The 22,159-nt window shown below is 42.9% G+C and carries 25 protein-coding genes and 1 riboswitch; of the genes, 15 read left to right on the top strand and 10 right to left on the bottom strand.

The genetic code is table 11. The features are described 5' to 3' along the window. The first annotated feature begins 270 nt into the window (after window positions 1-270). Together ZX61_RS06745 and ZX61_RS06750 are read left to right on the top strand one after the other, a co-directional pair. Window positions 271-942, top strand: coding sequence for a hypothetical protein (locus ZX61_RS06745; RefSeq protein ID WP_150114971.1), 672 nt, complete (start codon window positions 271-273; stop codon window positions 940-942). 201 nt (window positions 943-1,143) lie between these two features. Continuing rightward, window positions 1,144-1,533, top strand: a complete 390-nt coding sequence (locus ZX61_RS06750) for a hypothetical protein (protein WP_049843921.1) — start codon at window positions 1,144-1,146, stop codon at window positions 1,531-1,533. A 688-nt stretch (window positions 1,534-2,221) separates the two neighbouring features. Here the strand turns inward: ZX61_RS06750 and ZX61_RS06755 are convergent. Continuing rightward, window positions 2,222-2,521 (bottom strand): type II toxin-antitoxin system RelE/ParE family toxin, encoded by a 300-nt coding sequence (locus ZX61_RS06755; protein WP_049843922.1) that lies wholly within the window; start codon window positions 2,519-2,521, stop codon window positions 2,222-2,224. 8 nt (window positions 2,522-2,529) lie between these two features. After that, window positions 2,530-2,772 (bottom strand): type II toxin-antitoxin system Phd/YefM family antitoxin, encoded by a 243-nt coding sequence (locus ZX61_RS06760; protein ID WP_049843923.1) that lies wholly within the window; start codon window positions 2,770-2,772, stop codon window positions 2,530-2,532. 234 nt (window positions 2,773-3,006) lie between these two features. On the opposite strand from ZX61_RS06760, the gene ZX61_RS06765 reads away from it, so the two are divergent. The 4 genes from ZX61_RS06765 to ZX61_RS06780 all read left to right on the top strand — a co-directional run bounded on the left by ZX61_RS06765 (window position 3,007) and on the right by ZX61_RS06780 (window position 5,195). Then, window positions 3,007-3,378, top strand: a complete 372-nt coding sequence (locus tag ZX61_RS06765) for a phosphopantetheine-binding protein (RefSeq protein ID WP_049843924.1) — start codon at window positions 3,007-3,009, stop codon at window positions 3,376-3,378. A 321-nt stretch (window positions 3,379-3,699) separates the two neighbouring features. Next, window positions 3,700-4,035 carry a hypothetical protein gene (locus ZX61_RS24000; protein ID WP_049843925.1) on the top strand — a complete coding sequence of 112 codons (336 nt, stop codon included), beginning with the start codon at window positions 3,700-3,702 and terminating at the stop codon, window positions 4,033-4,035. Then, window positions 4,032-4,469, top strand: a complete 438-nt coding sequence (locus tag ZX61_RS24005) for a transporter substrate-binding domain-containing protein (RefSeq protein ID WP_049843926.1) — start codon at window positions 4,032-4,034, stop codon at window positions 4,467-4,469. The genes ZX61_RS24000 and ZX61_RS24005 overlap by 4 nt, the downstream gene beginning before the upstream one ends. A 219-nt stretch (window positions 4,470-4,688) precedes the next feature. Next, window positions 4,689-5,195 carry a DUF3087 domain-containing protein gene (locus ZX61_RS06780; RefSeq protein WP_049844106.1) on the top strand — a complete coding sequence of 169 codons (507 nt, stop codon included), beginning with the start codon at window positions 4,689-4,691 and terminating at the stop codon, window positions 5,193-5,195. Window positions 5,196-5,263: 68 nt separating this feature from the next. Here ZX61_RS06780 and ZX61_RS06785 read toward each other — a convergent pair whose 3' ends face one another. Further along, window positions 5,264-6,748: a carboxypeptidase M32 gene (locus ZX61_RS06785; RefSeq protein ID WP_049843927.1), complete on the bottom strand. Its 1,485-nt coding sequence runs from the start codon at window positions 6,746-6,748 to the stop codon at window positions 5,264-5,266. 170 nt (window positions 6,749-6,918) lie between these two features. Here ZX61_RS06785 and ZX61_RS06790 point away from each other — a divergent pair, with 170 nt between their 5' ends. Further along, a complete protein-coding gene (locus tag ZX61_RS06790; RefSeq protein WP_049843928.1) occupies window positions 6,919-7,560 on the top strand; it encodes a LysE family translocator in 642 nt (213 codons plus the stop codon). Here the strand turns inward: ZX61_RS06790 and ZX61_RS06795 are convergent. From ZX61_RS06795 to ZX61_RS06805, 3 genes are all read right to left on the bottom strand, one after another. Further along, a complete protein-coding gene (locus tag ZX61_RS06795) occupies window positions 7,557-8,312 on the bottom strand; it encodes an alpha/beta fold hydrolase (RefSeq protein WP_049843929.1) in 756 nt (251 codons plus the stop codon). The genes ZX61_RS06790 and ZX61_RS06795 overlap by 4 nt on opposite strands. Next, entirely contained in the window at window positions 8,294-9,313 is a 1,020-nt protein-coding gene (locus tag ZX61_RS06800; protein WP_049843930.1) for a DUF2817 domain-containing protein, read from the bottom strand. The genes ZX61_RS06795 and ZX61_RS06800 overlap by 19 nt, the downstream gene beginning before the upstream one ends. Window positions 9,314-9,465: 152 nt before the next feature. Continuing rightward, on the bottom strand, window positions 9,466-10,836 hold the full coding sequence (locus ZX61_RS06805; protein WP_049843931.1) for an alanine/glycine:cation symporter family protein: 1,371 nt from the start codon (window positions 10,834-10,836) through the stop codon (window positions 9,466-9,468). 107 nt (window positions 10,837-10,943) lie between these two features. After that, window positions 10,944-11,051: riboswitch (glycine riboswitch) on the bottom strand. Between the two features lie 421 nt (window positions 11,052-11,472). Here ZX61_RS06805 and ZX61_RS24495 point away from each other — a divergent pair. Then, window positions 11,473-11,715 (top strand): hypothetical protein, encoded by a 243-nt coding sequence (locus ZX61_RS24495; RefSeq protein WP_049843932.1) that lies wholly within the window; start codon window positions 11,473-11,475, stop codon window positions 11,713-11,715. Window positions 11,716-11,769: 54 nt separating this feature from the next. On the opposite strand, the gene ZX61_RS06815 is transcribed toward ZX61_RS24495, so the two are convergent. Continuing rightward, window positions 11,770-12,108, bottom strand: coding sequence for a 50S ribosome-binding protein YggL (locus ZX61_RS06815; RefSeq protein ID WP_049843933.1), 339 nt, complete (start codon window positions 12,106-12,108; stop codon window positions 11,770-11,772). 240 nt (window positions 12,109-12,348) lie between these two features. Between ZX61_RS06815 and ZX61_RS24330 the strand changes: the two genes are divergently transcribed. From ZX61_RS24330 to ZX61_RS06825, 3 genes are all read left to right on the top strand, one after another. Then, window positions 12,349-12,507 (top strand): hypothetical protein, encoded by a 159-nt coding sequence (locus ZX61_RS24330; RefSeq protein WP_167350330.1) that lies wholly within the window; start codon window positions 12,349-12,351, stop codon window positions 12,505-12,507. 17 nt (window positions 12,508-12,524) lie between these two features. Next, window positions 12,525-13,259, top strand: a complete 735-nt coding sequence (locus ZX61_RS06820; RefSeq protein WP_049843934.1) for a hypothetical protein — start codon at window positions 12,525-12,527, stop codon at window positions 13,257-13,259. A gap of 138 nt (window positions 13,260-13,397) precedes the next feature. Further along, window positions 13,398-15,191 (top strand): putative bifunctional diguanylate cyclase/phosphodiesterase, encoded by a 1,794-nt coding sequence (locus ZX61_RS06825; RefSeq protein WP_049843935.1) that lies wholly within the window; start codon window positions 13,398-13,400, stop codon window positions 15,189-15,191. Between the two features lie 58 nt (window positions 15,192-15,249). Here ZX61_RS06825 and ZX61_RS06830 read toward each other — a convergent pair whose 3' ends face one another. Then, entirely contained in the window at window positions 15,250-16,356 is a 1,107-nt protein-coding gene (locus ZX61_RS06830) for a M20/M25/M40 family metallo-hydrolase (protein ID WP_049843936.1), read from the bottom strand. A 454-nt stretch (window positions 16,357-16,810) separates the two neighbouring features. On the opposite strand from ZX61_RS06830, the gene hppD reads away from it, so the two are divergent. Genes hppD through maiA form a run of 4 tightly spaced genes read left to right on the top strand, consistent with a single transcriptional unit; the run spans window position 16,811 to window position 20,683 of the window. After that, on the top strand, window positions 16,811-17,884 hold the full coding sequence (gene hppD / locus ZX61_RS06835) for a 4-hydroxyphenylpyruvate dioxygenase (protein ID WP_049843937.1): 1,074 nt from the start codon (window positions 16,811-16,813) through the stop codon (window positions 17,882-17,884). Next, a complete protein-coding gene (locus ZX61_RS06840; RefSeq protein WP_049843938.1) occupies window positions 17,877-19,007 on the top strand; it encodes a homogentisate 1,2-dioxygenase in 1,131 nt (376 codons plus the stop codon). Before hppD ends, ZX61_RS06840 begins: the two co-directional genes overlap by 8 nt. Before the next feature lie 13 nt (window positions 19,008-19,020). Beyond that, complete coding sequence (locus ZX61_RS06845) at window positions 19,021-20,034, top strand: fumarylacetoacetate hydrolase family protein (protein WP_049843939.1); 1,014 nt, start codon at window positions 19,021-19,023, stop codon at window positions 20,032-20,034. Continuing rightward, window positions 20,027-20,683 (top strand): maleylacetoacetate isomerase, encoded by a 657-nt coding sequence (gene maiA / locus ZX61_RS06850; RefSeq protein ID WP_049843940.1) that lies wholly within the window; start codon window positions 20,027-20,029, stop codon window positions 20,681-20,683. Before ZX61_RS06845 ends, maiA begins: the two co-directional genes overlap by 8 nt. Here maiA and ZX61_RS06855 read toward each other — a convergent pair. Together ZX61_RS06855 and ZX61_RS06860 are read right to left on the bottom strand one after the other, a co-directional pair. Further along, on the bottom strand, window positions 20,634-21,818 hold the full coding sequence (locus ZX61_RS06855) for a GGDEF domain-containing protein (protein ID WP_049843941.1): 1,185 nt from the start codon (window positions 21,816-21,818) through the stop codon (window positions 20,634-20,636). The genes maiA and ZX61_RS06855 overlap by 50 nt on opposite strands. Window positions 21,819-21,970: 152 nt before the next feature. Next, window positions 21,971-22,156 carry a hypothetical protein gene (locus tag ZX61_RS06860; protein WP_049843942.1) on the bottom strand — a complete coding sequence of 62 codons (186 nt, stop codon included), beginning with the start codon at window positions 22,154-22,156 and terminating at the stop codon, window positions 21,971-21,973. Between the last annotated feature and the right edge of the window lie 3 nt (window positions 22,157-22,159).

The raw sequence follows: 22,159 nt of genomic DNA on the forward strand, positions 1-22,159 counted from the left end.
ACCTTTCGTTCTCAGTGAGGTGCGTGTATCTCATGTTTTTTACTTCTTGGCGGGAGCAAACTTCATGATTATCGCATCTCACTGTTTTTATGTTCAGAGGTGTCGCACTTCGTACTTGAATCCAAGAAGCCTAACAAAGCATTTAAGAGTGATTCGCAACGCGTGGCATTTTCACTATGCGTTGGTTTAAGTGTTTAAGGTGGTATGCGGCGACTTCGGTATTGCGTTGCTCACCCCTTAACAGGGCGTTAGCCATTTAGTCAGGCACCGATGAAAAATTTTATATTAACTATATTACTTGTGATGTTACCAATGGGATTATTTGCTAAGGAAAGTAAAGAGCAGAAGTTTTGGAAGTGGTTTGTTAAAAACGAAATTACTATTTTCGAATTTGAAAAAAATCAGGAGAAAGTTTTAGGTCAATTATCATCTAATTTAACTTCGTATCAGGATGATGTTACTTATGAAATATCTCATATTAAGGATGGTAAACGAGAATTTGTCATAAGTGCTGATGGTATTGCTGATGCGTTTCCTTACGTAGAATCATTAGTCAAAAGTGCTCCTGCACTTAAGCTTTTCTCTGTTATTGCATTTCGCCCAAGAATAGATGGTTATGAAAGGTTCAAATTAGAGTACGCTGGCAGAGAGTTTGACGTTTCAAAAGTTTGGGTGTATTCCCGTGTAGAAGATGGCTTCTTTGATTTAATCGTTTACCACCCTGATTTCAATGAGCAGGAATCTAATATATTTATCTCAGGCTCATATATATTGCTAGATATGGCTCTAGGCGAATATGATGTTGTAAAGAATATTCGCTATATTGATCATCAAAAGCTACCTGATAACCCAGTAGAGCTAGGGCTAAAACCTTTTGCAGATCTCAGAAAAGTATTTGATGAGTATAAAATGGCTAACAAGCCGCTAAAGCAGGACTCGTAATAGTTGGCTGGGTTCCGCTTCGCTTCACATTTTAGCCAACTATTACTCGCCTCTTAGCGGGGCGTTATGTGATATACAGTGGCTTTGTCGTCAATTTTCGACAAACATGTTTGAGAACCTGTTACTCGCCTTAGAAATATTGCAAAATATCATGCTGTGCGCAAGGACGTACATTGAACTTAATATATATAGGATAAAGTAATGAGAATAGTAGCAGTGTTCATAGTTTTAATAGCACTCTTAGGTTGTCAAAGTACAGACACAGCGCAAAGGGTAAAAAGCCCTGTTATGAAACAACTGCTTGCTCCTAAAAGCCAAGAAATAGAAGCTCATAGCCTGTCAAATTATATCAATCGAGCAGCAGAGCTAGCTTCAAAGAAAGGGTATCAACATTTTGCGCTGGTCTCTAAGTTGAATAGTAAACATAAGCAAACGATATGGGTCTATCTATATAATAATGATGAAGATCTTCAATCTTTCTATCAAAAAGCCCGAAATGATAGCAAGCTAAACTTGATAGACACTTTCAGTACTGAAGAAAGTAAAGGTCGTCGATATCTAGATGTAGACTCCATCCCAGGACTTGCTTAGTTTGTTCTAAAAGCAATATACATAACAAACTGCTTAAGACGGACTGCCAACGCTCGGCGAATTTACTTCAAAGTTTGCTCTGTGTTTACGGTGGTTTGTTTACTTGTTGTGGTATGCTGTCAGCCACTTAGCAGGGCGCTATAACTATGCCGCAATTTAGCATATGTCTTTGTAATGGTAAGCAACTTGTGGTTATCCTCGTGTTAAATTAGCTATTGAACTTTAAATGGAGAGAATAGCTAAAATGGTCAGTTGTCCATGTTGCAAAGAAAAATCAATATCAATTTTTGAAAAATCTAAAACGCGACCTTCAGACAAAAACAAATGTAGCGAGTGTGGTGGTTGTTGGAGTACCGTTCCTTACTTTCATTACTCCATTTACTTTTTTATTTCATTTACAATTGGAGCGTTGACTAACTATGCCGGGATGAACGTAATAGGGGCCGCCATCACTGGCGTATTTGTGGGTTTTGTAGCGTTGCTCTTACAACCAGTTAGGAAGGTAAAAGCATAGTCATAACAAGCATTTAAGACGGATTCCCAACGTGAGGCATTTTGAGTTTGCTTCAATTTCGGTGTTTACGGCACAATACTTTAGGTTCTGTGGTCTGCGTTGCTCACCACTTAATAGGGCGTTAGTTTACCAATCAGGCTCCGCACCCTAACTGTGATTGTTAGGGTGTGAATATTATTTCAAATGATTCTGAGGCAGTTGCGATTGACCAAGAACGGCAACGATCAGAATAAAACCGTCTTCTTTGGTAAAGTAGGCAGTGTGCTTACCAACAGGGAAATAGAAGCCACCTGGGTACAACTCATCACAGTTTCTTCCAACTGCTGGATTGTCAGCAAGCATTTGAAAAGCGGCTAGTAGGTTGTCTCTGTAGCTATTCCATTGGAATTCGGAAAAGTTTGTAACGGTATAGCTTTTAATTTTACGTAAATGGCTTTGTGCTAATTTGCTCACCTTATATTTATTCGTTTGCATACTTTAGGTTACAGACTCTTCAAGAATGTTTCGCCATCAACTGTATTACCTTGTGCTAGGTCTTCTTTTGCTGCCTCAAAGCAATGCTTAATGTAATCAGCTTTCATGGCTTCGAGTTCTTCGTAGTCCTGAATGGACATAACAACGACAGCATCTTTGCTGTTTTTGCTGATTTTAACAGGCTCTCGTTGAGCACTAAGAAGTAGTTCGCCAAAATTACGTTTAGCGTCATTTGCTGTTAATGTATGCATGCTAAAGCTCCAAACTTGAGTTACTAGTAAGAGTATAATTGTTTGTGCGAAATGTTCAATTTAATTAAATCGTGCGATTTGTGTAAAAGTTAAACTAACAAGCTACTTAAGACGGACTATCAACGCTCGGCGAATTTAGTTCTAGTCTGTTACAGTGTTTATGGTGGCTAGGTTTAGTATAGTGGTTTGCGTTGCTCACACCTTAACAGGGCGTTAGGTATCAAAGAGGAAAACATGAAATATCTCAAACTTGTGTTGTATTCAGTGTTAGCAATTACGTACTCAAACTTCGTTTGGGCTAATAGCTGTGATGCAATAGACGATAAAGTATTAGATGTAATGGCTAAGACTCTCGATGTTCGTGTGGATGAAATTGCTATTGATAAGACATTCTATGCTCAAAACTTTGACACTGATGTTTTAGACCTCATAACTGTAGTTGTTGATATGGAAGAAGCTATAGGGGTTGAGCTTAAAGACGAAGATGTAGTCGATCCGGTAGTTTATTTTGATGAAGAAGAGTTTGAGCCAAAAATTAAAGACAAAGTAACGGTCCGAGAGTTTCAAGAGACAGTTCACAAAGCCTGTGTTAACTCTTTGCGCTAGTTTTCGAAATGCCTAACAAGAGACTATGGCGTCAATAGTTAATTTTTGGCGCTATTGTTATCCCACATTACGCCGTCTCTGAGCATTGAATTTAAGTTCAGCACCACTTTTCTCATTTAAGCATAAAGATGGCTGCCCTTACTATTAATCTTAAAAGACTACTTATCAGAATCTTACCGGTTAGCAGCATTAGGCTTAAACAAACGCAAGCGCACAGAATTCGGAATAACTGTAGACCCCAAATGAATTGGTAACAGCCAACGCATATCGCATGACCAGTGGACTTCAACTATGCTCTCTACTAGGAGTAAGGAGAGGTAAATGACGAAGTTAACTTCCATGCTTGCGTTTATTTCTGTTGTTATGTGCAGTGAAGCTACTGGCTCGGATAGAATTCAGACTATCAAAGTAGTGAGTGAAGAATGGCAGGGTTACACCAATAGTGATGGTACAGGCTTATATTGGGAGATTGTGACTGCGGTTTTTAGTTCAGCCGGTATTCAAGTTGAGCTTAGTACTACGCCTTGGAAGCGCGCTAAGCAGCAAGTTAAAAGGCAAGTCGCGGATGCTTACGTTGGAGATTATTATTACCCCGAAGGGCACATAGGTTTCTATATCCAAGCTGGCATATCAGCATTGAGGAAGATGTCGTTGTGAGGTTTAGAAAAGGTACTCTTGATTGGGAGAATCGTCGATACGGTTCCTTGCATGAAAAGAAAATTGCCTGGGTCAGGGGGTACGATTTTGACCAAGGCTTTCTAGAAGGTGTGCGCTTGATAAAGGTGGAAATCGATAGTGTAGAGCAGGGAGTTACGCTACTTGAAAAAGAAAGAGTTGATGCGTTGGTAGATTATGACTCGGGTTTATCCATGCACGCACCATCGACTAGCACATCACAGTTTGTGACTGCAGTTACCAAAAAAGGAGAGAAACTCTTCGTGGTTTTTTCTGACTCAGAAAACTCGAACTCCTTAGCCGCAATCTTTGATATAGAAATGGAAAAGCTTGTGAAAAATGGAACCATAGCTGAGTTATATGAAAAATATGGTATTAACTTTGAACTCTACCAATCGTCAATCCAAAAACGTTAAGCGGTCATATCATCGATTCTTGGCTCTGTATCGTTTCTGTTTAGGCATCGTTAGATGCCGACAAATCCGAGCGAGTAGGGAATCTCTATTACTCAAAAAAATGACTGCCCTTACAATTAATCTGCGTATGTGTTTATTAATAATCGAGCGCGATGTGTATAATCATTGGCTCTATTAAGACTATTGATGATTTTAGTCGGCTCAAACAATGGACCATTCATGCAGTTACAGAAAATCGACAAGCAGCTATACCGTTCACGTTTGAATATCGTAGTTGTCGCGTGTATTGCGGCTTTGGCGGCATTTAGTTTGGCAATCTCTCAAACGCTGATTTACCTATTCCCAGTAGAGCAAGGTTCTCATTTTCACTGGAACTTACTTGGTGTCATCGTCAGTGCCATTGGAGTAGTGGTTACATTAACAAAGCTAAAAACGCACCCTAAAATGCGTGAAGTGGCGTATGTTTGGGATCTTAAGCATGCATTAAACTTGATCCATCGTAAGAATCGAGCACTGCAAGCGGCGGCAAAAGATGGAAATGTTGATGCGATGCTTGCCCTTCAATTTAGCTACGAGGGGTCTCGACAGCTTTGGCAACTCGATGATAATACCATCACAATGGACAGTTTAAATGCTGCTCAATCGAAACTCGATCAATTGGGTCAAGACTACGGTGTTAAGCTGGATATCTCTGATTATCATGCAGGACTTTTGAAGTCTTTTTGACAGGCAAACGACCGCTATATAACGGTTTGACTGCCTGAAAGAATGCGTCAGTCAAACCGTTTACACAATTAGCTTAAGTATCTTGCCTTCAAGTGCTCTTGGAAGAACTTAGCGTTAAGAGTTTCACCAGTCGCTTGCTTCACCAAATCATCTGTTGATAGCAAACTACCCTTACTCCAAATCTTATCTTCAAGCCAAGTGAAAATAGGGGATAGGTCACCACTGCGAATTGCGCTGTCTACATCTACCGTTTGTTTCATAGCAGCCATAAACTGGGCAGCGTACATCGCGCCTAAGGTATATGAAGGGAAGTAACCAAATGCGCCGTCTGTCCAGTGGATGTCTTGCATGCAACCATTCTTAAAATTACCTTCTGTTGAAAGCCCTAAGTACTGTTGCATTTTTTGATTCCATAGTTCTGGAACATCGGTATGTTTAATCTTACCGTTGATCAGGTCACGCTCGATTTCATAACGTAAGATGACGTGAGCAGGGTAGGTTAGCTCGTCTGCGTCAACTCGGATAAAGTCTTTTCTAACTCGGGTGTAGAGTTTATGGAAGTTATCTTGCGAGAACAATTGCGGATTATGCCCATCAAAGTGCTGACCAGCAAGATGCGCTAGGTGCTCGATAAAAGCGTCACTTCGGCCGACTTGCATCTCGAAGAACAGAGACTGAGATTCGTGAATACCCATTGAACGCGCTTCGCCAGATGGTAAGCCAGACAGCGATTTTGGAAGTCCTTGCTCATAGCGTGCATGACCTGTCTCGTGAACAATCCCCATCAAAGACTGAACAAACTCGCTTTCGTCGTAACGAGTCGTAATACGAACGTCTGTTGGCACGCCGCCACAAAATGGGTGAACACTTTCATCTAAGCGGCCGTGATTGAAGTCGAATTGAAGTAGCTTCATCACTTCAAGGCCAAGCGCTTTTTGCTCATTGGTATTAAACATACCTGCTGGCTGAATAAATTGTTCGGAAGCTTGTTTATCAATCACTTGGTTGATCAGATTTGGTAGCCAAGTTTTAACCTCGCTAAATAAGCGATCCAAAGATTCAGAGTTTGTACCCGGTTCATAGATATCAAGCATGGCGTCGTAAGGAGAAAGGCCACTAATTTCAGAGCGGATCTGAGCTTCTTCTTGAGATAGTTTTACTACTTCAGCCCAATTTCTTTCAAAGCCTTGCCAGTCGTTGTCACCACGCTGAGTACGCCACGCGTGTTCACACTTAGATCCCGCTAACGATTTTGCTTGCACTAGCGACTCCGGCAGGACATTCGCTTGTTGCCATTGGCGTTTTAACTCGCGCAATGTGGCTTTATCTTGGGCGTTTAGTGGTTCAGTTTCGGCCTGTGCAAACCAATCTGCTAACTGTGGTTGAGTATGAAGCCCATGAACATGCACCGAGAGTTCGGCCATGGCTTCAGACCGTGCTTGGTTGCCACCTGCGGGCATCACTGCTGCTTGGTCCCAACCACAAATAGCAGCTAGATGATTAAAGTGCGAAATCTTTTTTGAATGTTGTTTAAGTTTTTCGAATGCGTTCATCGCGCGCCTTCCGTGACTATTGATTTGTAAAGGCGAAAGCTTATCAATCAATGATTATGAGACCAAGTGAATTTAATCAAGAGTTGAACCTTAGTTGCTGCTTCTTATAACATGGGTGAAATTGTAAACAAGTTAAGGTCAACAGGCCCTAATCAGTTTTAGGACGATCCATGATTATCAATATTGAAGCCTTTTTAATCGCTATTACTATTTTGACCCTGACTCCAGGGTTAGACACCGCATTGGTGATTCGTAACTCATCGCGTGGCGGTTTTAGTGACGGGTTCTTAACCAGCTTAGGCATTTGTCTTGGTTTGTTTGTTCATGCGACGTTTTCAGCGGTTGGTATTTCTGCGATTTTAACGCAATCAGCAGAACTGTTTAGCGCAGTAAAAATGGTCGGTGCGGCTTATCTAATATGGCTGGGTGTTATGACCTTGAAAGGCCTTTTCAATGGAAAGAGTTCAGGTTTAAATGCGAACACTGTGGTGGGTTCAACGCCTCTTGATGTAAAGCGATCATTACGTGAAGGCTTTCTATCTAACGTGCTAAATCCTAAAACCGCTGTGTTTTACCTCGCTTTTTTGCCGCAGTTTCTTAACCCTGAAGGCTCAGCGTTCATACAGTCTTGCCTAATGGCTACCATTCATTTTGTGATCGCAATGATCTGGCAGTGTGGCTTAGCCGGCGCGCTTACTAAAGCGAAAAACCTGCTACAAAGCCCGCGATTTACACGTTGGATGGAAGGGTCTACAGGGGCTGTTTTGGTTGTGCTTGGCGTAAAGTTGCTTGTCGAAAAGCCACAGGCTTAGTCAGCGGAGAGCTCGATTTTCGCTAGCCAATGCAATAGATGGTGTGACAGCGCGTGCGGTTTGGCTAGTGGCAGATCATGCGCATCACATTCAAAGCGTTTTATTTCTACGCACCAAGCTTGTGCGATGGCTTCTCCGCATCGGCTATCAACCAATTTGTCTTCGGTGCTGACAATTATTTGAGTGGGGCAGGCTGGTGGCGTGCTTTGGCCTTCAAAGTGCGCAGCGGCCCAGAGTTGGCGAGTCGCGTTACGAGCGCTGACGGGGTGGTTTCGCGCAAGACGGATATGGTGTTCAATAACTTCCGGTTGATGAAGGCTTGCTGGGCTTGTCCACTCTATGATTGATTTCTGAAAGGCGTTGCTGCCTTTTAAACTCGTAACGCCTATGCTAGTTAGCGCACCGAGGTTTATTCGTTGCCAAAATGGGCTGTAGCGAGAAAAGCTTGGATTGATTAAAGTTAAGCTAGCCACCTGCCCGGGAAGGGTGCTGGCCCAATAGCTGGCAAGCATCGAGCCCATAGAAATGGCAACTAGATGATAGCGCTCGCACTCATTGGGTAGTTGTGCAAGTACTGGAGCAAGCATGTCCTCAATACGGGTGGGGCTGAGCTGTTGATACAACTCACCGTTTCCGGGTACGTTGGGCATTATGATATCAAGCTCTGGTAACGCTTCTACAAGGGCATCAGCCATATCTTGCCAATGGCCGCTTTCTCTTAATAACCCTCTCACTAACACGATCGGTACCATAGTTTTTTGGCTTTCTCCCTATATTTTTCTTTATCACTCTGCGACATATTTGTGAGTAAATCATTGTCGAGTACCTGAATTAAATAGCTTAGCAGAGTACTGTGACGGCGTTGTACCCGTTGAATCCGGTGGGGCTTAATAGGGTGAAAAAGTTGGCTAAATTTCAGCACTTGTATCGGGTTCTTTTTCACCCACAGCCATGAACCTAATTCAAGAGTCAAAGGCAAAAAAGGATTGCTTGATAAAGCTTTGTGCTGAATTAACATCCAATCCCAGAAGTCACCGTGGGTAGTGTACTGATGCCATTGAGGTTCAAACTGGTATAGTTTGTAGTGTGGATAACTACTCCGAAACCTTTTATACAGTAGGTAGTAGTGGGCTAAATGGCTCGGTGGTTGCTTGCTATACGCATAGGGAAACCAAAGTCGGTCACGAGTGCCAAAACCGCTATGCAAATCTAACAAGATGGTTGAACTTGCGTGTTGAGTGTTGCTTAAGACGCATTGTGAAAGTGTTTGTAGCTCCTGCTCCATTTTATTTGGGTTTCCTCGATACCAAGGTAGTACAGAGCTAAAGCTTTGGCCGGCATAAAGCTGATGGGTGGGATTGGCGCTATCTATCGGTGCGTTCCGCATTAGATCCACACCGTTATGATTAGCCCGCTTTTTTAACGCGACTCCCCAAGGGTTGACGACAGGCACAGCGACTATTCGTACTCTCGCTAGTGATTCCTGCAATTGCTGATCCCATTCTAGTCGACGAAGCAGGCTTTTAGTAAAGGCGAGAATGATTTGGCTACCAATACGCTCCACACCGTGAATAGCCCCTGTAAAGAAAAGGCATGGAGCCTGCCGGTCTCTTGTACCTATTTCAATACAATAAAGAGGTTGTGATTGTCCCTGGTGCTGAACCTCATCTAGTAGGGTTAAACGTACATGATCAGAGAAAAGCTCTGCTAATTGTTCAACATGTTGAATCTCTCGAGGAATGTGTCCAATCATTTTGCTGCTCAGAAACCGTTTGGGACAAGTTTAGAACTGATTGAACTAAGATTGGGTGAAGTATTTGTTTCAGGTGGTGAAACGATAAAGACAAAAATGCGAAGCTGTTGGGCTTCGCATTGTATACTTGGTGTTTCTGGAGTAATGATGTTTTAGGCGATCGCGCGATCGCCTTGTGTTGAGGCAACTTGAGAGAAATACAGTTTGGTTTCTTCAACAACAACTTGGCGTAGTGCAATCAGGCCAATCAGATTTGGAATCGCCATTAGACCGTTAACGATATCGGCAATAATCCAAATCATATCAAGGTGTAAGAATGCGCCTGAAGCGACTAATGCGACGAAGATAATCTTATAAGGTAGCACAGCTTTTGTGCCCATCAAGTAAACAACGCAGCGCTCGCCGTAGTAGTTCCAACCTAAGATGGTTGTGAATGCAAAGAAGATCAAGCCGATAGATACTAGCATAGGGCCAAATGTGTCGGCATTTAGGCCAACTGCAAAGGCGTGAGTGGTCATCGCCGCGCCAGCAAAGTCACTTTGCCATGCACCAGTAAGAATCAAGGCCAGACCTGTCATTGTACAAATAATGATGGTATCAAAGAAGGTGCCCGTCATTGAAATTAGACCCTGCTTAACACACGAATCCGTTTTTGCAGCGGCTGCAGCCATTGGCGCACTGCCGAGTCCAGACTCGTTAGAGAACACACCACGAGCGATACCAGACTGAATCGCCAACATAATGCTTGCACCTAAGAAACCGCCTGTTGCTGCTGTCGATGTAAAGGCTGAAACAACAACCAGTTCTACTGCATCAAACAGTTTATCAGCGTTCATGATGATGACGCTTAAACACGCTAACACATAGAACAGGGCCATAGTTGGAACGACTTTCCCAGCAACTTTAGCGATGGATTTAATACCGCCAAGGGTTACGAACGCAACGAGAAGTGTGAGTACACTTGCTGAGATTTCACGAGAGATACCAAAAGAGATTTCGCTAGCATCTAATATCGCGTTGACTTGTGGGAATGTACCGATACCAAAACACGCCACACCCAATGCAAATACAGCGAACATTATCGCAAGTGCTTTTGAGCCCACACCGTATTGCAAGTAATACATCGGGCCACCGATCATTTGGCCGTTGGCATCGATTTTACGGTATTTAACTGCGAGTAAACACTCGGCATATTTTGTTGCCATACCGAACAGGGCAGCCAGCCACATCCAAAATAGTGCGCCAGGCCCGCCGAGTTTGATGGCTGTCGCCACCCCGACGATGTTACCAGTACCGATGGTTGCCGATAGAGCAGTACATAGAGCAGCGAAGCTAGATACATCGCCTTGTTTTTGTGAATCATCTTTACTAAAGACCATTTTCAACGCTGTTGGTAGGTGTCGAAACTGCAGTAAGCCTAAGCGAAAAGTGAAATAGACACCGGTACCAACCAAAAGAATGAGCAGTGGTGGACCCCAGACAAAGCTGTCGATTGTTTTAAGTAAAGATTGCAGGTTATTCATGATTTCCCCTTAAGTGATAATGCTTATTTAAGGAGAAGAGTGAAAGCGCAGAGATCATTGATCTCTGATTAGCTATAAGCAGAATAGCGAAATAGCTGAATTATTCTTTCCACTCCTCTGTCCTTTGTACCTGAGAGTTTCACCTAAAATAGGCTTGCTCCTTCGGCGACCGCTTTCTACAACAAAGTAGTACGGTTCTCTCCAGAGGCTCCTCCAACTACAGTCCCCGCCACCTAAGTGGCACCTGAAAGATTTACTTCTTCGGTAGGTTATTCTTTCCAAATGTTAATATTTGGTAAATAACCACTCTCCTGCAGTTTTCATCGGAACAATTACTCGAAATTATGAGTAAAAGTTAGTCGATAGCACTGGTTGCTACCGATGTGTGAACTCTATCATTATTTTTTTGGATTTCAATAGCAGATTTGCATCGAATTGAAGAAATCTGACTGACTATAAAGTTGTTGTCATATTGGCATGAATATGTCTTTTTGACATTATTTTGATTATGTCAAAAAGACTTGTATTGTTGTTGGTTTTGTTCTTAATTTATTGATTATCAATGTTTATTAACTTTGGCAAGGTATGTGCAATATGGAAGGCATAATACAATAGAATGATCTAAGTGAGGTCGATATGTTTGCTCAACCAACCAATACTACTTTTAATAAACTTCTGAATTTTTCGAATGTAGCGCTGCTATTAACCTTCATCGCGTTGGTTGTCAGCGTACTCATTTCTTACCCATACGCTTACAAATTTACTTTAGGTGAACAGATAGCCGCACATATAAGCACGATTGTGATAGCGGCTTTGTTAAAGGTAAGTTACATAACGCGCTGTCTAGCCCAGTACAACCTTGGGTTGGAAGTGAGGTAAGCAAGAGAAAAATAGCGCCGTGATTGGCGCTATTTATTACATTTGGAATGTTAACTAGAAATAGTTTGCGTCTACTAGGTCGCTTGTTTGTACCGACTTAACTTCATCGCGAGCTTCCAACCATGTAACCACCTGAGACTTATGTTCTTCAGTTGCATCGGCGTAGCGCGCGTTGCAGCATAGGAAGCCTTCAAATAGCTCCAAGCCGCCGCCGCCAAAACACAAACCTAGTTCATCAATGTAATCAATGAATTCATCAACAAATACGTCGTACTTATCGAAGTCGGTAATTGTTGTTTCACAACTAAGCTCGAAGCCCAGCATGGCAAATTCACCCAAGAACAGTTTTTTCTGGATGCGACGTTTTTTGTTGTCTAACTTGTATGGTTTCATCGTTTTGTCTCGCTATTTTTCATTAGCTCTTTATACCTTAGTTCCACCATTGCACCAAACAAAATGCTATTGTTCATGGAGAAGTGCTTGCATTTTGTCCATCGATTTTCAGTCTGATAACAAAGTAACCAATTCTATCAATTTATTTACTGTTCTAGGCAGTAAAACTACGTGTTTCTGACTATTACAGCGCAAAAATGGTATAAAGTAATGAATAGCAAGTCTGCCAAAGGAGAGGTTATGACAAGGTTGCTAGCAATTGCATTTTTGATAGCTTTATCGTTTGTTTTGATTCGTTACAGAACAAGTGAAAAACTGCAGAAATACCTCGTGGTTACTTTGATTTCTGGCTTTTTACTTTACACAACCACACTCATGATTACTGAACTGATGCGTTAACCCTCAGGAGCATATAAGTGAACGAAGATACTGATAACCAAGAGAACGATGACGTAGTTGTTATCGAAGAGCGTGATAAGCGAACACATCTCTATATTATCATCGCTGGGGTTTTGGGCTTGGCATTAGGCGGTTTAGTGGGTTCAACGCTTACCGCGAAAAAGTGGGAGGCTACCTACCAAACGTTAGAGCAGCAATATGAAACGCTTGCAGAAGACAAGCAAAAGATGGTTGTTCAGGTTGAAGAAAAGGTGGCAAAAGTTGACGATGAGGTTCAGATAAAGCTACAAAAGGCGTTAGAGGACCAACAGGCTGAGCACCTAGATGTTTTGGCTAAGTTAGAGCAGCAAGTTAAGGAGCTTGAAAAGGTTAATTTGTCACTTGAAGAGCAGGTAGCGGAACAGAAAGAGCAAATACAAACAGCTAATAGCCAGAATAGTAAGCTCAATCGTCAGGCTGATATGCAAGCGACGATGTTTGAACGCTCGCGAGAATTGTTTCAGCAGGAGCTAAGGGTCAAGATGGAGCTTGAATCGCTCGAAAAGGAACGAGAAGAGCTACAGCCTAAAATTGCAGAACTTAAAAAAGCGTGCGATATCTATCTAGAAGGGACGTCATGGGACGCAAAATCAGACTCCTGTGATAAACAAGATGAAGCTCAGTCACGTTTGAGTCAGGTAGAACAAATGATTCGAGTTCATCAAATGGACTTAAAGCAAATGAAAGCGCTGTCTGAAGAACTAGGTCTGTAACAGGCTCACTTTTGTAAAATAACGCCTTAGTTTTAGGGCGTTTTTTACTTTTGAGCGGCTGAAGATCTATTTGAGTCCGTCGAAGATACAAAATATGCGCTACTGTTTATAAGAAGAAACAAGTAAGCAAGGCGCAAAATGCAGCAGCTATTCAAGGTAAATGAAGCCGTACAAGTTATCGCTTATATCGCCTACATCGTTGCGGTTGGGGTTATGTCCCACTCTTTCTTGCTAGAGCCGCACCCGTGGGAACTGGCGTATTACTTATTCCCATTTTTATTGTTACTGGCTTTATACAGTAACAACTCATCGCTTAAACACGTTTTTGCATTTTCGGCTACCGCATTGTTTTTAGTCGGGGGGCTTGTCCAGCCTTTTCCACTGGAACTTATCCAGGAATGCTTATTCTTTTTGCCATTATGCTACATCGTGTTGTTTCCGGGTTCTTTATGGCCGATTGCAGTGTGTGCTGCGCTAATCAATGGTTACCTATATCAACTCACAGTGTCTGACTTTCATATCTTCGTCGATACATCAATCCAGATGACATCGATTACCGTGTTTGCCACGCTGATGACCTACTTCTTTGTCAAAACTCAGCAGCAAGCCGCCAGTTTTAAAACAGAAAGTCAAACGGATTACCTGACTAAGCTGCCGAATGTCAATGCGTATAAAGAAGATATAGAGAGAATTACCGAACATAATGCCAAGCATTTTGGCATGCTTCATATTGGCTTAGAAGCCTTCAAAAACGTCAATGATCGGTTGGGGTATCGGTATGGTGATGAGCTATTGGTGGCTTTTTCTAAACATATCAAAGATATAGTGGGTACTGCAGGGAAGGTGTACCGTTTTGGTGGCGATGAGTTTATTGTAGTGGTCGAACACAAAGATCTTCAACCAAAACTGGAAGAGCTGGTAGATGAACTAAATCACCATCAACGTGCGATGTTTGATGTAGACAACACTTCGCATAGGTTATCGTACTGTATTGGTGTTGCCTATGCTGCCGATGCTCTTGGTAGCCCAGAGGTATGGGAGAAAAATGCGGATTTTGCACTTTATAAGGCGCGCTCTGTTGGTGGTGGTTCTGTTTGTTGGTTTGATGACGAGTTGCTTGGTGAAACAATCAGACAACATCAAATTGAGACAGAGATTCGTTCTGCGTTGTCTAATCATCAGTTTGTCTTGCTGTTTCAACCTAAAGTTGATGTCGATAGTGTCCAAATAGTCGGTGCAGAAGCACTTTTACGCTGGAATCACCCGCAATTGGGTCCAATCCCTCCTTCAGAGTTTATCCCAATTGCTGAAAAAACCACTCAGATCGTTCCTGTTGGACACTGGATCATTCATGAAGCGTGTCGACAAGCCAAGCAGTACTACGATCAGAAACTACCAATCTGTATTGCTGTTAATGTTTCAACTGTCCAGTTTGCACACGCCGACCTATTTGAAGTGGTGTGCAACGCTCTGAAAGAAACTCAGTTACCATCACATTTGTTGCAGTTAGAGATTACTGAATCAACCTTAATGAGCGATCCAGATAACATCACAGATATTTGCCGTCAGCTTCGAGCTATTGGTGTTTCGATTGCGATTGATGACTTTGGTGTTGAGTACTCGAGCCTCAAGTATCTAAAGCAGTTACCCATTGATGTGATTAAAATAGATAAATGCTTTATTGATGAGTGTGCGATCAACCATTCCGATCGTATTTTGGTCCGTACCATTATTCAGATGGGACATAGCTTGGGGATAAAGTTGGTTGCGGAAGGGGTAGAGTTTCAAGAGCAATTAGATATTTTAGTTCAAGAACAATGCGATCAATACCAAGGCTATTTGTTCTCACGGCCTCTATCGCATGATGAGTTTGGTTCAATGATGACCCAACAGATACGTGAAAAGAGGGTCGTTAAGTTATCTAAAGAGTAGTGGTCAAGATATAAGCAAAAAGCCGCCTTGTACGGCTTTTTGCGAGGTAAACTGGTCACTAGTGAGTTAAGTAGTGCTCAACAAATTCTGTCACTTTTACCATATCGTCAATGGCAATAAACTCTTCAGTAGTGTGAACTTTTGCCATACCTGTCGAGACATTGACCGTTGTTAGACCCTTAGCGTTGAAGTTGTTTGCATCGCTGCCGCCACCAGTACCTTTAGTGAAAGGGTTTGCTCCAATCGCTTCGAAAGAGGCTTTCACAGATTCAATGTGCGGATGATCGTCTGCGATGACAAAGGCGTTGTATGCACGTGTCGATTCAATTTCAACTTGAGCACCGTGGTTTTCAGCCGCCGCTTGGAAAGTCTCAACCATGTGTGCGACTTGAGCCGTTAACTTGTCATCATTGAGTGAACGTGCTTCAGCAACCACTTTTAGCTCTGGCATTACGATGTTTGTCGCGTTGCCACCTTGAACAATACCGATGTTCGCTGTTGTCTCTTCATCAATGCGCAGAAGCTTCATATTAGTGATGGCGTCAGCGGCTATTTGAATAGCGCTGATGCCTTCTTCAGGAGCTAAACCTGCGTGGGCAGGGCGACCAAGAAAGTTTGCCACGATCTTTTGTTGACCTGGAGCGGCATTCACTATGGTGCCAATAGGACCACCGGTATCAAGAACGATCGCTTTGTCTGCTTGAATGTAAGACATGTCGAAGTTTGCAGAACCGAAAAGGCCACCTTCTTCATGGACTGTGAAGGCCAGCTCAATGGTTTTGTGCTCTAGGTTCTGTGCTTTAATGCTTCGCACTGCTTCCATAATTGCTGCAATTCCAGACTTGTCATCACCACCCAAAATAGTGTTGCCTTTCGAGCGAATGATGCCGTCTTCGATAATAGGCTCAATACCAATGCCAGGAGTTACGGTGTCCATATGGCAGCTCAGCACAACGCTATCTTCGATTTTACCTTCGAGGCGAGCGTACAAGTTATAACCATTAGAGACTTCTTCTGGTACTGGCAGTTTATGAACGGTAAAGCCTAGCTCACCGAGTTGCTCTGCCAGCGCCTGCGCAATTTGTTTTTCATTGCGAGATTCACTGTCAATTTTTACCAATTGAATAAAGTGCTCGACCAGACGTTCGCGGTTGATTTGAGTCATTGTTAAACCTCGTTAAGGAACAGAAGGCATACCTTAATGGCTAGGTAGTCAGATTAGTCTGAGCTATATCAATCTATTAGCAACTCTAATGTCAATTTACGGTTAGCTATACGTTTGGTGGATATGAGTGGTGATTGCAATAATTAGTTTCAATATTTAGTGGTGAGCATTCCAGTAGTGCATTGTAGCTTTCGGCTTGCAACTCGTGACTAATCTATACTTACTGTTAAGTTGAAAGTAATAATACATGGTAAATGTAAATTAATTGTTACTTTAAGTTGTTTTGTAACTAGCTGATTTTTAACGCTTAAACTAAAAAGTATTAAACGTGTTTACAGTTTTGAGCTACATGCTGTTAACTTTGATTTGGGCTGGCAAGGTTCAAATTTGCATTTAGTTGAGCCAAGTTATTGATAGTTACACGGTAGTTGGATCAATAACGAGGGATATAGAAATGAACGAAGCGTACAACCCACTGGGTACAGATGGATTTGAGTTTGTCGAATACACAGCTGCAAATGCAAAAGGTATTCAAGATCTTAAAGACCTATTTAATTCACTTGGGTTTGCAGAAGTGGCTAAACACCGTTCAAAGGAAGCATGGTTGTATCGACAAGGTGATGTGAACTTTATCGTTAATGCTCAACCTCATAGTCAGGCTCATGAATTTGCTAAAGTCCATGGCCCTTCGGTGTGCGGCATGGCATTTCGCGTTAAGGACTCTGCTGTTGCCTTACAACAAGCATTGGATAACGGTGGTAAAAAATACACCACTGAAATTGGTCCGATGGAGCTGAGTATTCCTGCTATTTACGGTATTGGTGAGAGCTTACTTTATTTTGTCGATCGCTACCAAGACGGCAGTATCTATGAAGTTGACTTCCGTTTTTATGATGATGCAAAACAGCGTCTAGAGAAAATGGATGTAGGCCTGTATGAGATTGACCACCTAACTCACAATGTGAAACAGGGTAATATGGATGTATGGTCTGGTTTCTACGAGCGTATTGGAAACTTCAGAGAGATTCGTTATTTTGATATCGAGGGCAAACTGACGGGGTTGGTTAGCCGAGCGATGACGGCACCTTGTGGCAAGATTCGTATTCCTATCAATGAATCCTCAGATGATAAATCGCAGATCGAAGAGTTTATCCGTGAATACAACGGTGAAGGGATTCAGCATATCGCACTAACCACAGATGATATCTATCAAACAGTACAAACACTGCGTGATCGCGGTATGGACTTTATGCCAACACCAGACACCTACTATGAGAAAGTTGATGGGCGTGTTGAAGGCCATCAAGAAGACGTCTCAAAGCTGCGCGATCTAAGAATCTTGATCGATGGTGCGCCAATGAAAGATGGCATTTTGCTTCAGATCTTTACTCAGACAGTAATTGGCCCTGTGTTCTTTGAAATCATTCAGCGCAAAGGTAACGAAGGCTTTGGCGAAGGCAATTTCAAAGCTTTGTTTGAATCGATCGAAGAAGATCAAATCCGTCGCGGGGTATTAGACGATGCATAAATGGATAACATTCCCTCATCGGGAGGGAGTGTGCTCCAAGCAGGCGCACGCTGATTTCCCCGAAGAGGCAATTTATGAACGCGAAGCGGGACGCAGTGGTTTTTTTGGCCCTGCTGCTCATTTCCATCATCAACATGCCCCGACAGGTTGGAGTGAATGGGAAGGAGAACTAAAACCACGCGCGTTTAACTTTAATCATGTTAAAGCGTCGCAGCAGGTTTCTCCTTGGTCTGTACCGCATCTTCTCCACAACGCAAACTGCAAAGTACGCGTGTGGAAGCTTGATAGTGTCATGTCTCACTTAGTCAGAAACGCAGATGGTGATGAACTCTTGTTTATTCATCAAGGAACGGCGGATCTCTACTGTGATTACGGGCATTTGGAAGTCGTTGAAGGGGACTATGTGATGATTCCCCGCTCGACGAATTGGCGTTTAGAGCCTAATGAACCCATGTTTGTTCTGATGATCGAAAACACCGATGCTGCTTACACGCTTCCAGAGAAAGGCATGGTGGGCAATCACGCTGTGTTTGATCCGGCGGTATTGGATGTGCCAAAAATTGATGATCATTTTAAAGCTCAATACTCGGAAGAGTCGACACAAGTCCATATCAAACGCCACGAACAGGTCAGTGCCGTAACTTATCCGTTTAACCCGCTTGATGCGATTGGCTGGCATGGGGACTTATCAGTAGTGCGTGTCAACTGGCGTGATATTAGACCGTTAATGTCACACCGTTATCATTTGCCACCATCGGCGCACACCACCTTTGTTGGACAGGGGTTTGTGATATGTACCTTTGTCCCAAGACCGATTGAAAGCGATCCTGGAGCGCTTAAAGTCCCGTTTTATCACAATAACGATGATTATGACGAAGTGTTGTTTTACCACGCGGGTGACTTTTTTAGCCGCGACAACATTGAAGCGGGTATGGTGACGTTTCACCCCGCAGGCTTTACGCATGGCCCACATCCGAAGGCATTCAAAGCTGGTCAAGAGCACAAGAAAAAATTCACTGATGAAGTAGCGGTGATGATTGATACTCGGCATGCGCTCCAGATTGGTGACGAGGCACAGCAAGTCGAAAACGAACAGTACGTATACAGTTGGCAAAAGAAGTAAAAAGGGATTTAGTATGAAGTTAGCAACCCTAAAAAATGACAGCCGCGATGGCTTATTGGTTGTGGTAAATAAACAATTATCTAAATGTGTCGCGGTACCAGAAATTGCGCAAACGCTGCAAGAAGCGCTTGATAACTGGCAACGTGTTGAATCTCAACTGAGTGAAGTTTATGTTGCGTTAAGCAATGGAGAACTGACCAGTGAGATGAATTTTGATGCTTCATTGTGTGAATCTCCGTTACCTCGTGCGTATCAATGGGCTGATGGTTCTGCTTACGTAAATCATGTGGAATTGGTTCGCAAAGCACGTGGCGCGGAGATGCCGCCGAGTTTCTGGACTGATCCGTTAATGTATCAGGGCGGATCCGATGCGTTTATTGGACCGTATGATGATGTTCCGGTTGTCAGTGAAGAGTGGGGCATAGATTTTGAAGGAGAAGTTGCAGTTGTAACTGGCGATGTACCTATGGGCGTCTCAGTGGAAGAGGCGGCGAAGTCAATCAGGCTCATCATGTTGGTCAATGACGTCTCTTTACGCGGCCTTATTCCTAATGAGCTGGGTAAAGGGTTTGGTTTTTTCCAATCTAAGCCTTCTTCAGTCTTCTCACCGGTTGCAGTGACGCCAGATGAGCTTGGAGATGAGTGGGATGGTGGTAAAGTCAACTTGCCACTCCTAAGTTATTACAACAACGATCCCTTTGGCTGCCCGAATGCAGGTGTTGATATGACATTTGAGTTCCCTCAACTGATTGCTCATGCAGCGAAGAGTCGTCCGTTATCAGCGGGGGCGATAATAGGTTCGGGGACTGTATCAAACAAACAAGGCACTGATTTTGGTACCGCGATTTCTGAAGGTGGAGTCGGGTACTCTTGTATCGCCGAAGTGCGTATGATCGAAACTATTCGCGATGGTTCGCCATCAACCAGCTTTATGAAGTTTGGTGACCGTATCAAGATGGAAATGAAAGATGCAGATGGCAATTCCATCTTTGGCGCTATTGACCAGCAAGTGGTGAAATATGAGTGATCGTATTCTCTACGGATACTGGCGTTCTTCAGCTGCATACCGTGTGAGAATCGCGCTTAACCTGAAAGGATTAAGTTACCAGCAGCGATCGGTGCATCTAGTGAAAAACGGCGGAGAGCAACACTCCGCCGAATACAAAAAGCTTAACCCTAACCAGTTGGTGCCCGTGTTAGTTGATGGAGATGTATCTCTCAATCAATCGTTGGCCATTATTGATTACCTTGATGAAACCTATCCGCAAGTGCTTTTAACACCACAAGACAAAGAAACTCGTTATTTGGTTAAAGCATTGGCGCAAGATATCGCTGTGGACATTCACCCGCTGAACAACCTTAGAGTGTTGCAATATTTATCGGGTAAGCTATCGATTAGTGATGAAGACAAAGGCCAGTGGTATCGTTATTGGATTGAGCAAGGTTTCTCGGCGTTAGAAAAACGGCTTGATTCGTGCAGTGGTAAGTATAGTGTGGGTAATAACGTCAGTTTGGTTGATGTTTGCCTAGTCCCACAGGTCTACAATGCTAAACGCTTTAATGTCGACCTAAGCCTATATCCAAATATCATTGGAGTGACAACGTCACTAAATGAGTTAGATGCATTCAAGAGTGCTGAACCTGAAGCTCAACCGGATGCAGATGTTGCTCGCTAGCCGCTACCTGATTTCTACCGCCCTCTTTCGCTTTATAGAGGGCCTTGTCTGCTCGCTCCATCAATTCAATAATCGAAGAGCTTTCTTCTAGTGAGCTAATCGCCACTCCTGCGCTAATGGTAATGACATCTGAGCAAGAGGAATATTGGTGTGAAATCGAAGCACTTTCTATGTCTAATCTAATTCGCTCTGCAAGCTGAATCGCTTTGTCTATAGTTGTGTTGGGTAGAACTGCTACGAACTCCTCGCCACCCACTCTGGCAAAAAAACTGTATTCCGCTTCAAGATCGATAAGTTTAAGCCGTTTGGCAACTTTGCGTAGAGCTTTATCCCCAGCGATGTGTCCATAGTTGTCATTGAAGGGTTTAAAGTGGTCGATATCAAACAAGATGACACAAAGGTCTTGGCGTTTTTCTAGAGTTCGTTGCCACACCACTTCTATCTTGTGATTAAAATAGGTCCGGTTTTTCAGCTCAGTTAAAGCATCCTGCTCAGCGAGTAGTTTGATTGAAAGGTTTGCCTCGGAAAGCTGGTGGATGAGCTGCTCTTTTTCAATTTCTTCTGTAATTCTCTTGATCGCTTTATTGTGTAGGAACCGAGTATATAAGCTGACATATATAACGCCACATAGCACTAAAATAAAGGCTTCAAACAATCGCTCTAGCCCAACTGAAAAATACGCCACTAGGGGCAAAATCAGTGACCAAAAATAGATTTGCAGAGCGGAAATTGAATTAATGTGGAAGATAGTTCCAGCGAAGGCAAGGGCAGTACACCAAATGGTGGTAGAAAGTAAATTGTCTTCAGGTGCAATCTGAATGTACCAAATGGAGCCTAGTGACCAGACGAAGCCAATTAAAGAGCGGGTAGTCAGTAGGCCAAACCAATGCACCTTGGTCATACTATGAGTATCTATCCGAGGCCGAAGCGAATGGTCTATGGCATAGCGCGCTGTAATAACGCAAACAAACAATAATGCCCAGACAATACTTTGATCTGATAGCCCATAGTTTAAGACGGTTACACTTAGCACTAAAGTGGCCAGAGCCCCTTGCAAAAGAGCGATCATAGGAAAGGCATCCATCATTTCAAGATGCTTTCTGCGCTCTACTTCGATTGCAATATCTGGGTTCATTAAGCGGCTACCATTCCTAATACTTAGTTTGAACCTACCTTAATCTCAATATGATGTAAATGAAGTGTTAACAAAACTGATGCTTATGACATTAATACAAAAAGCCACCGTAAAAGGCGGCTTTAGTGTCGTCCTTGGAGAAAGAGCACGAACTAACGTAGTGAGCTAACTTGTTGCTCACGCTGTTGCAACTCTGCAATGTTGAACTGACGTACATCCAATGTCGCTAAGTCATTGCATTCAATACACGCGCAATGACTTTTGCCGTCAACGTATTCATGTTTGGTTAGCATGCTTGGTTTTTTGCACCAATCGCATACACCTTCAATTGTAAACATAGA

This window comes from Vibrio sp. VPAP30 (genome assembly GCF_001188205.1).
GTDB lineage: Bacteria > Pseudomonadota > Gammaproteobacteria > Enterobacterales > Vibrionaceae > Vibrio > Vibrio bivalvicida.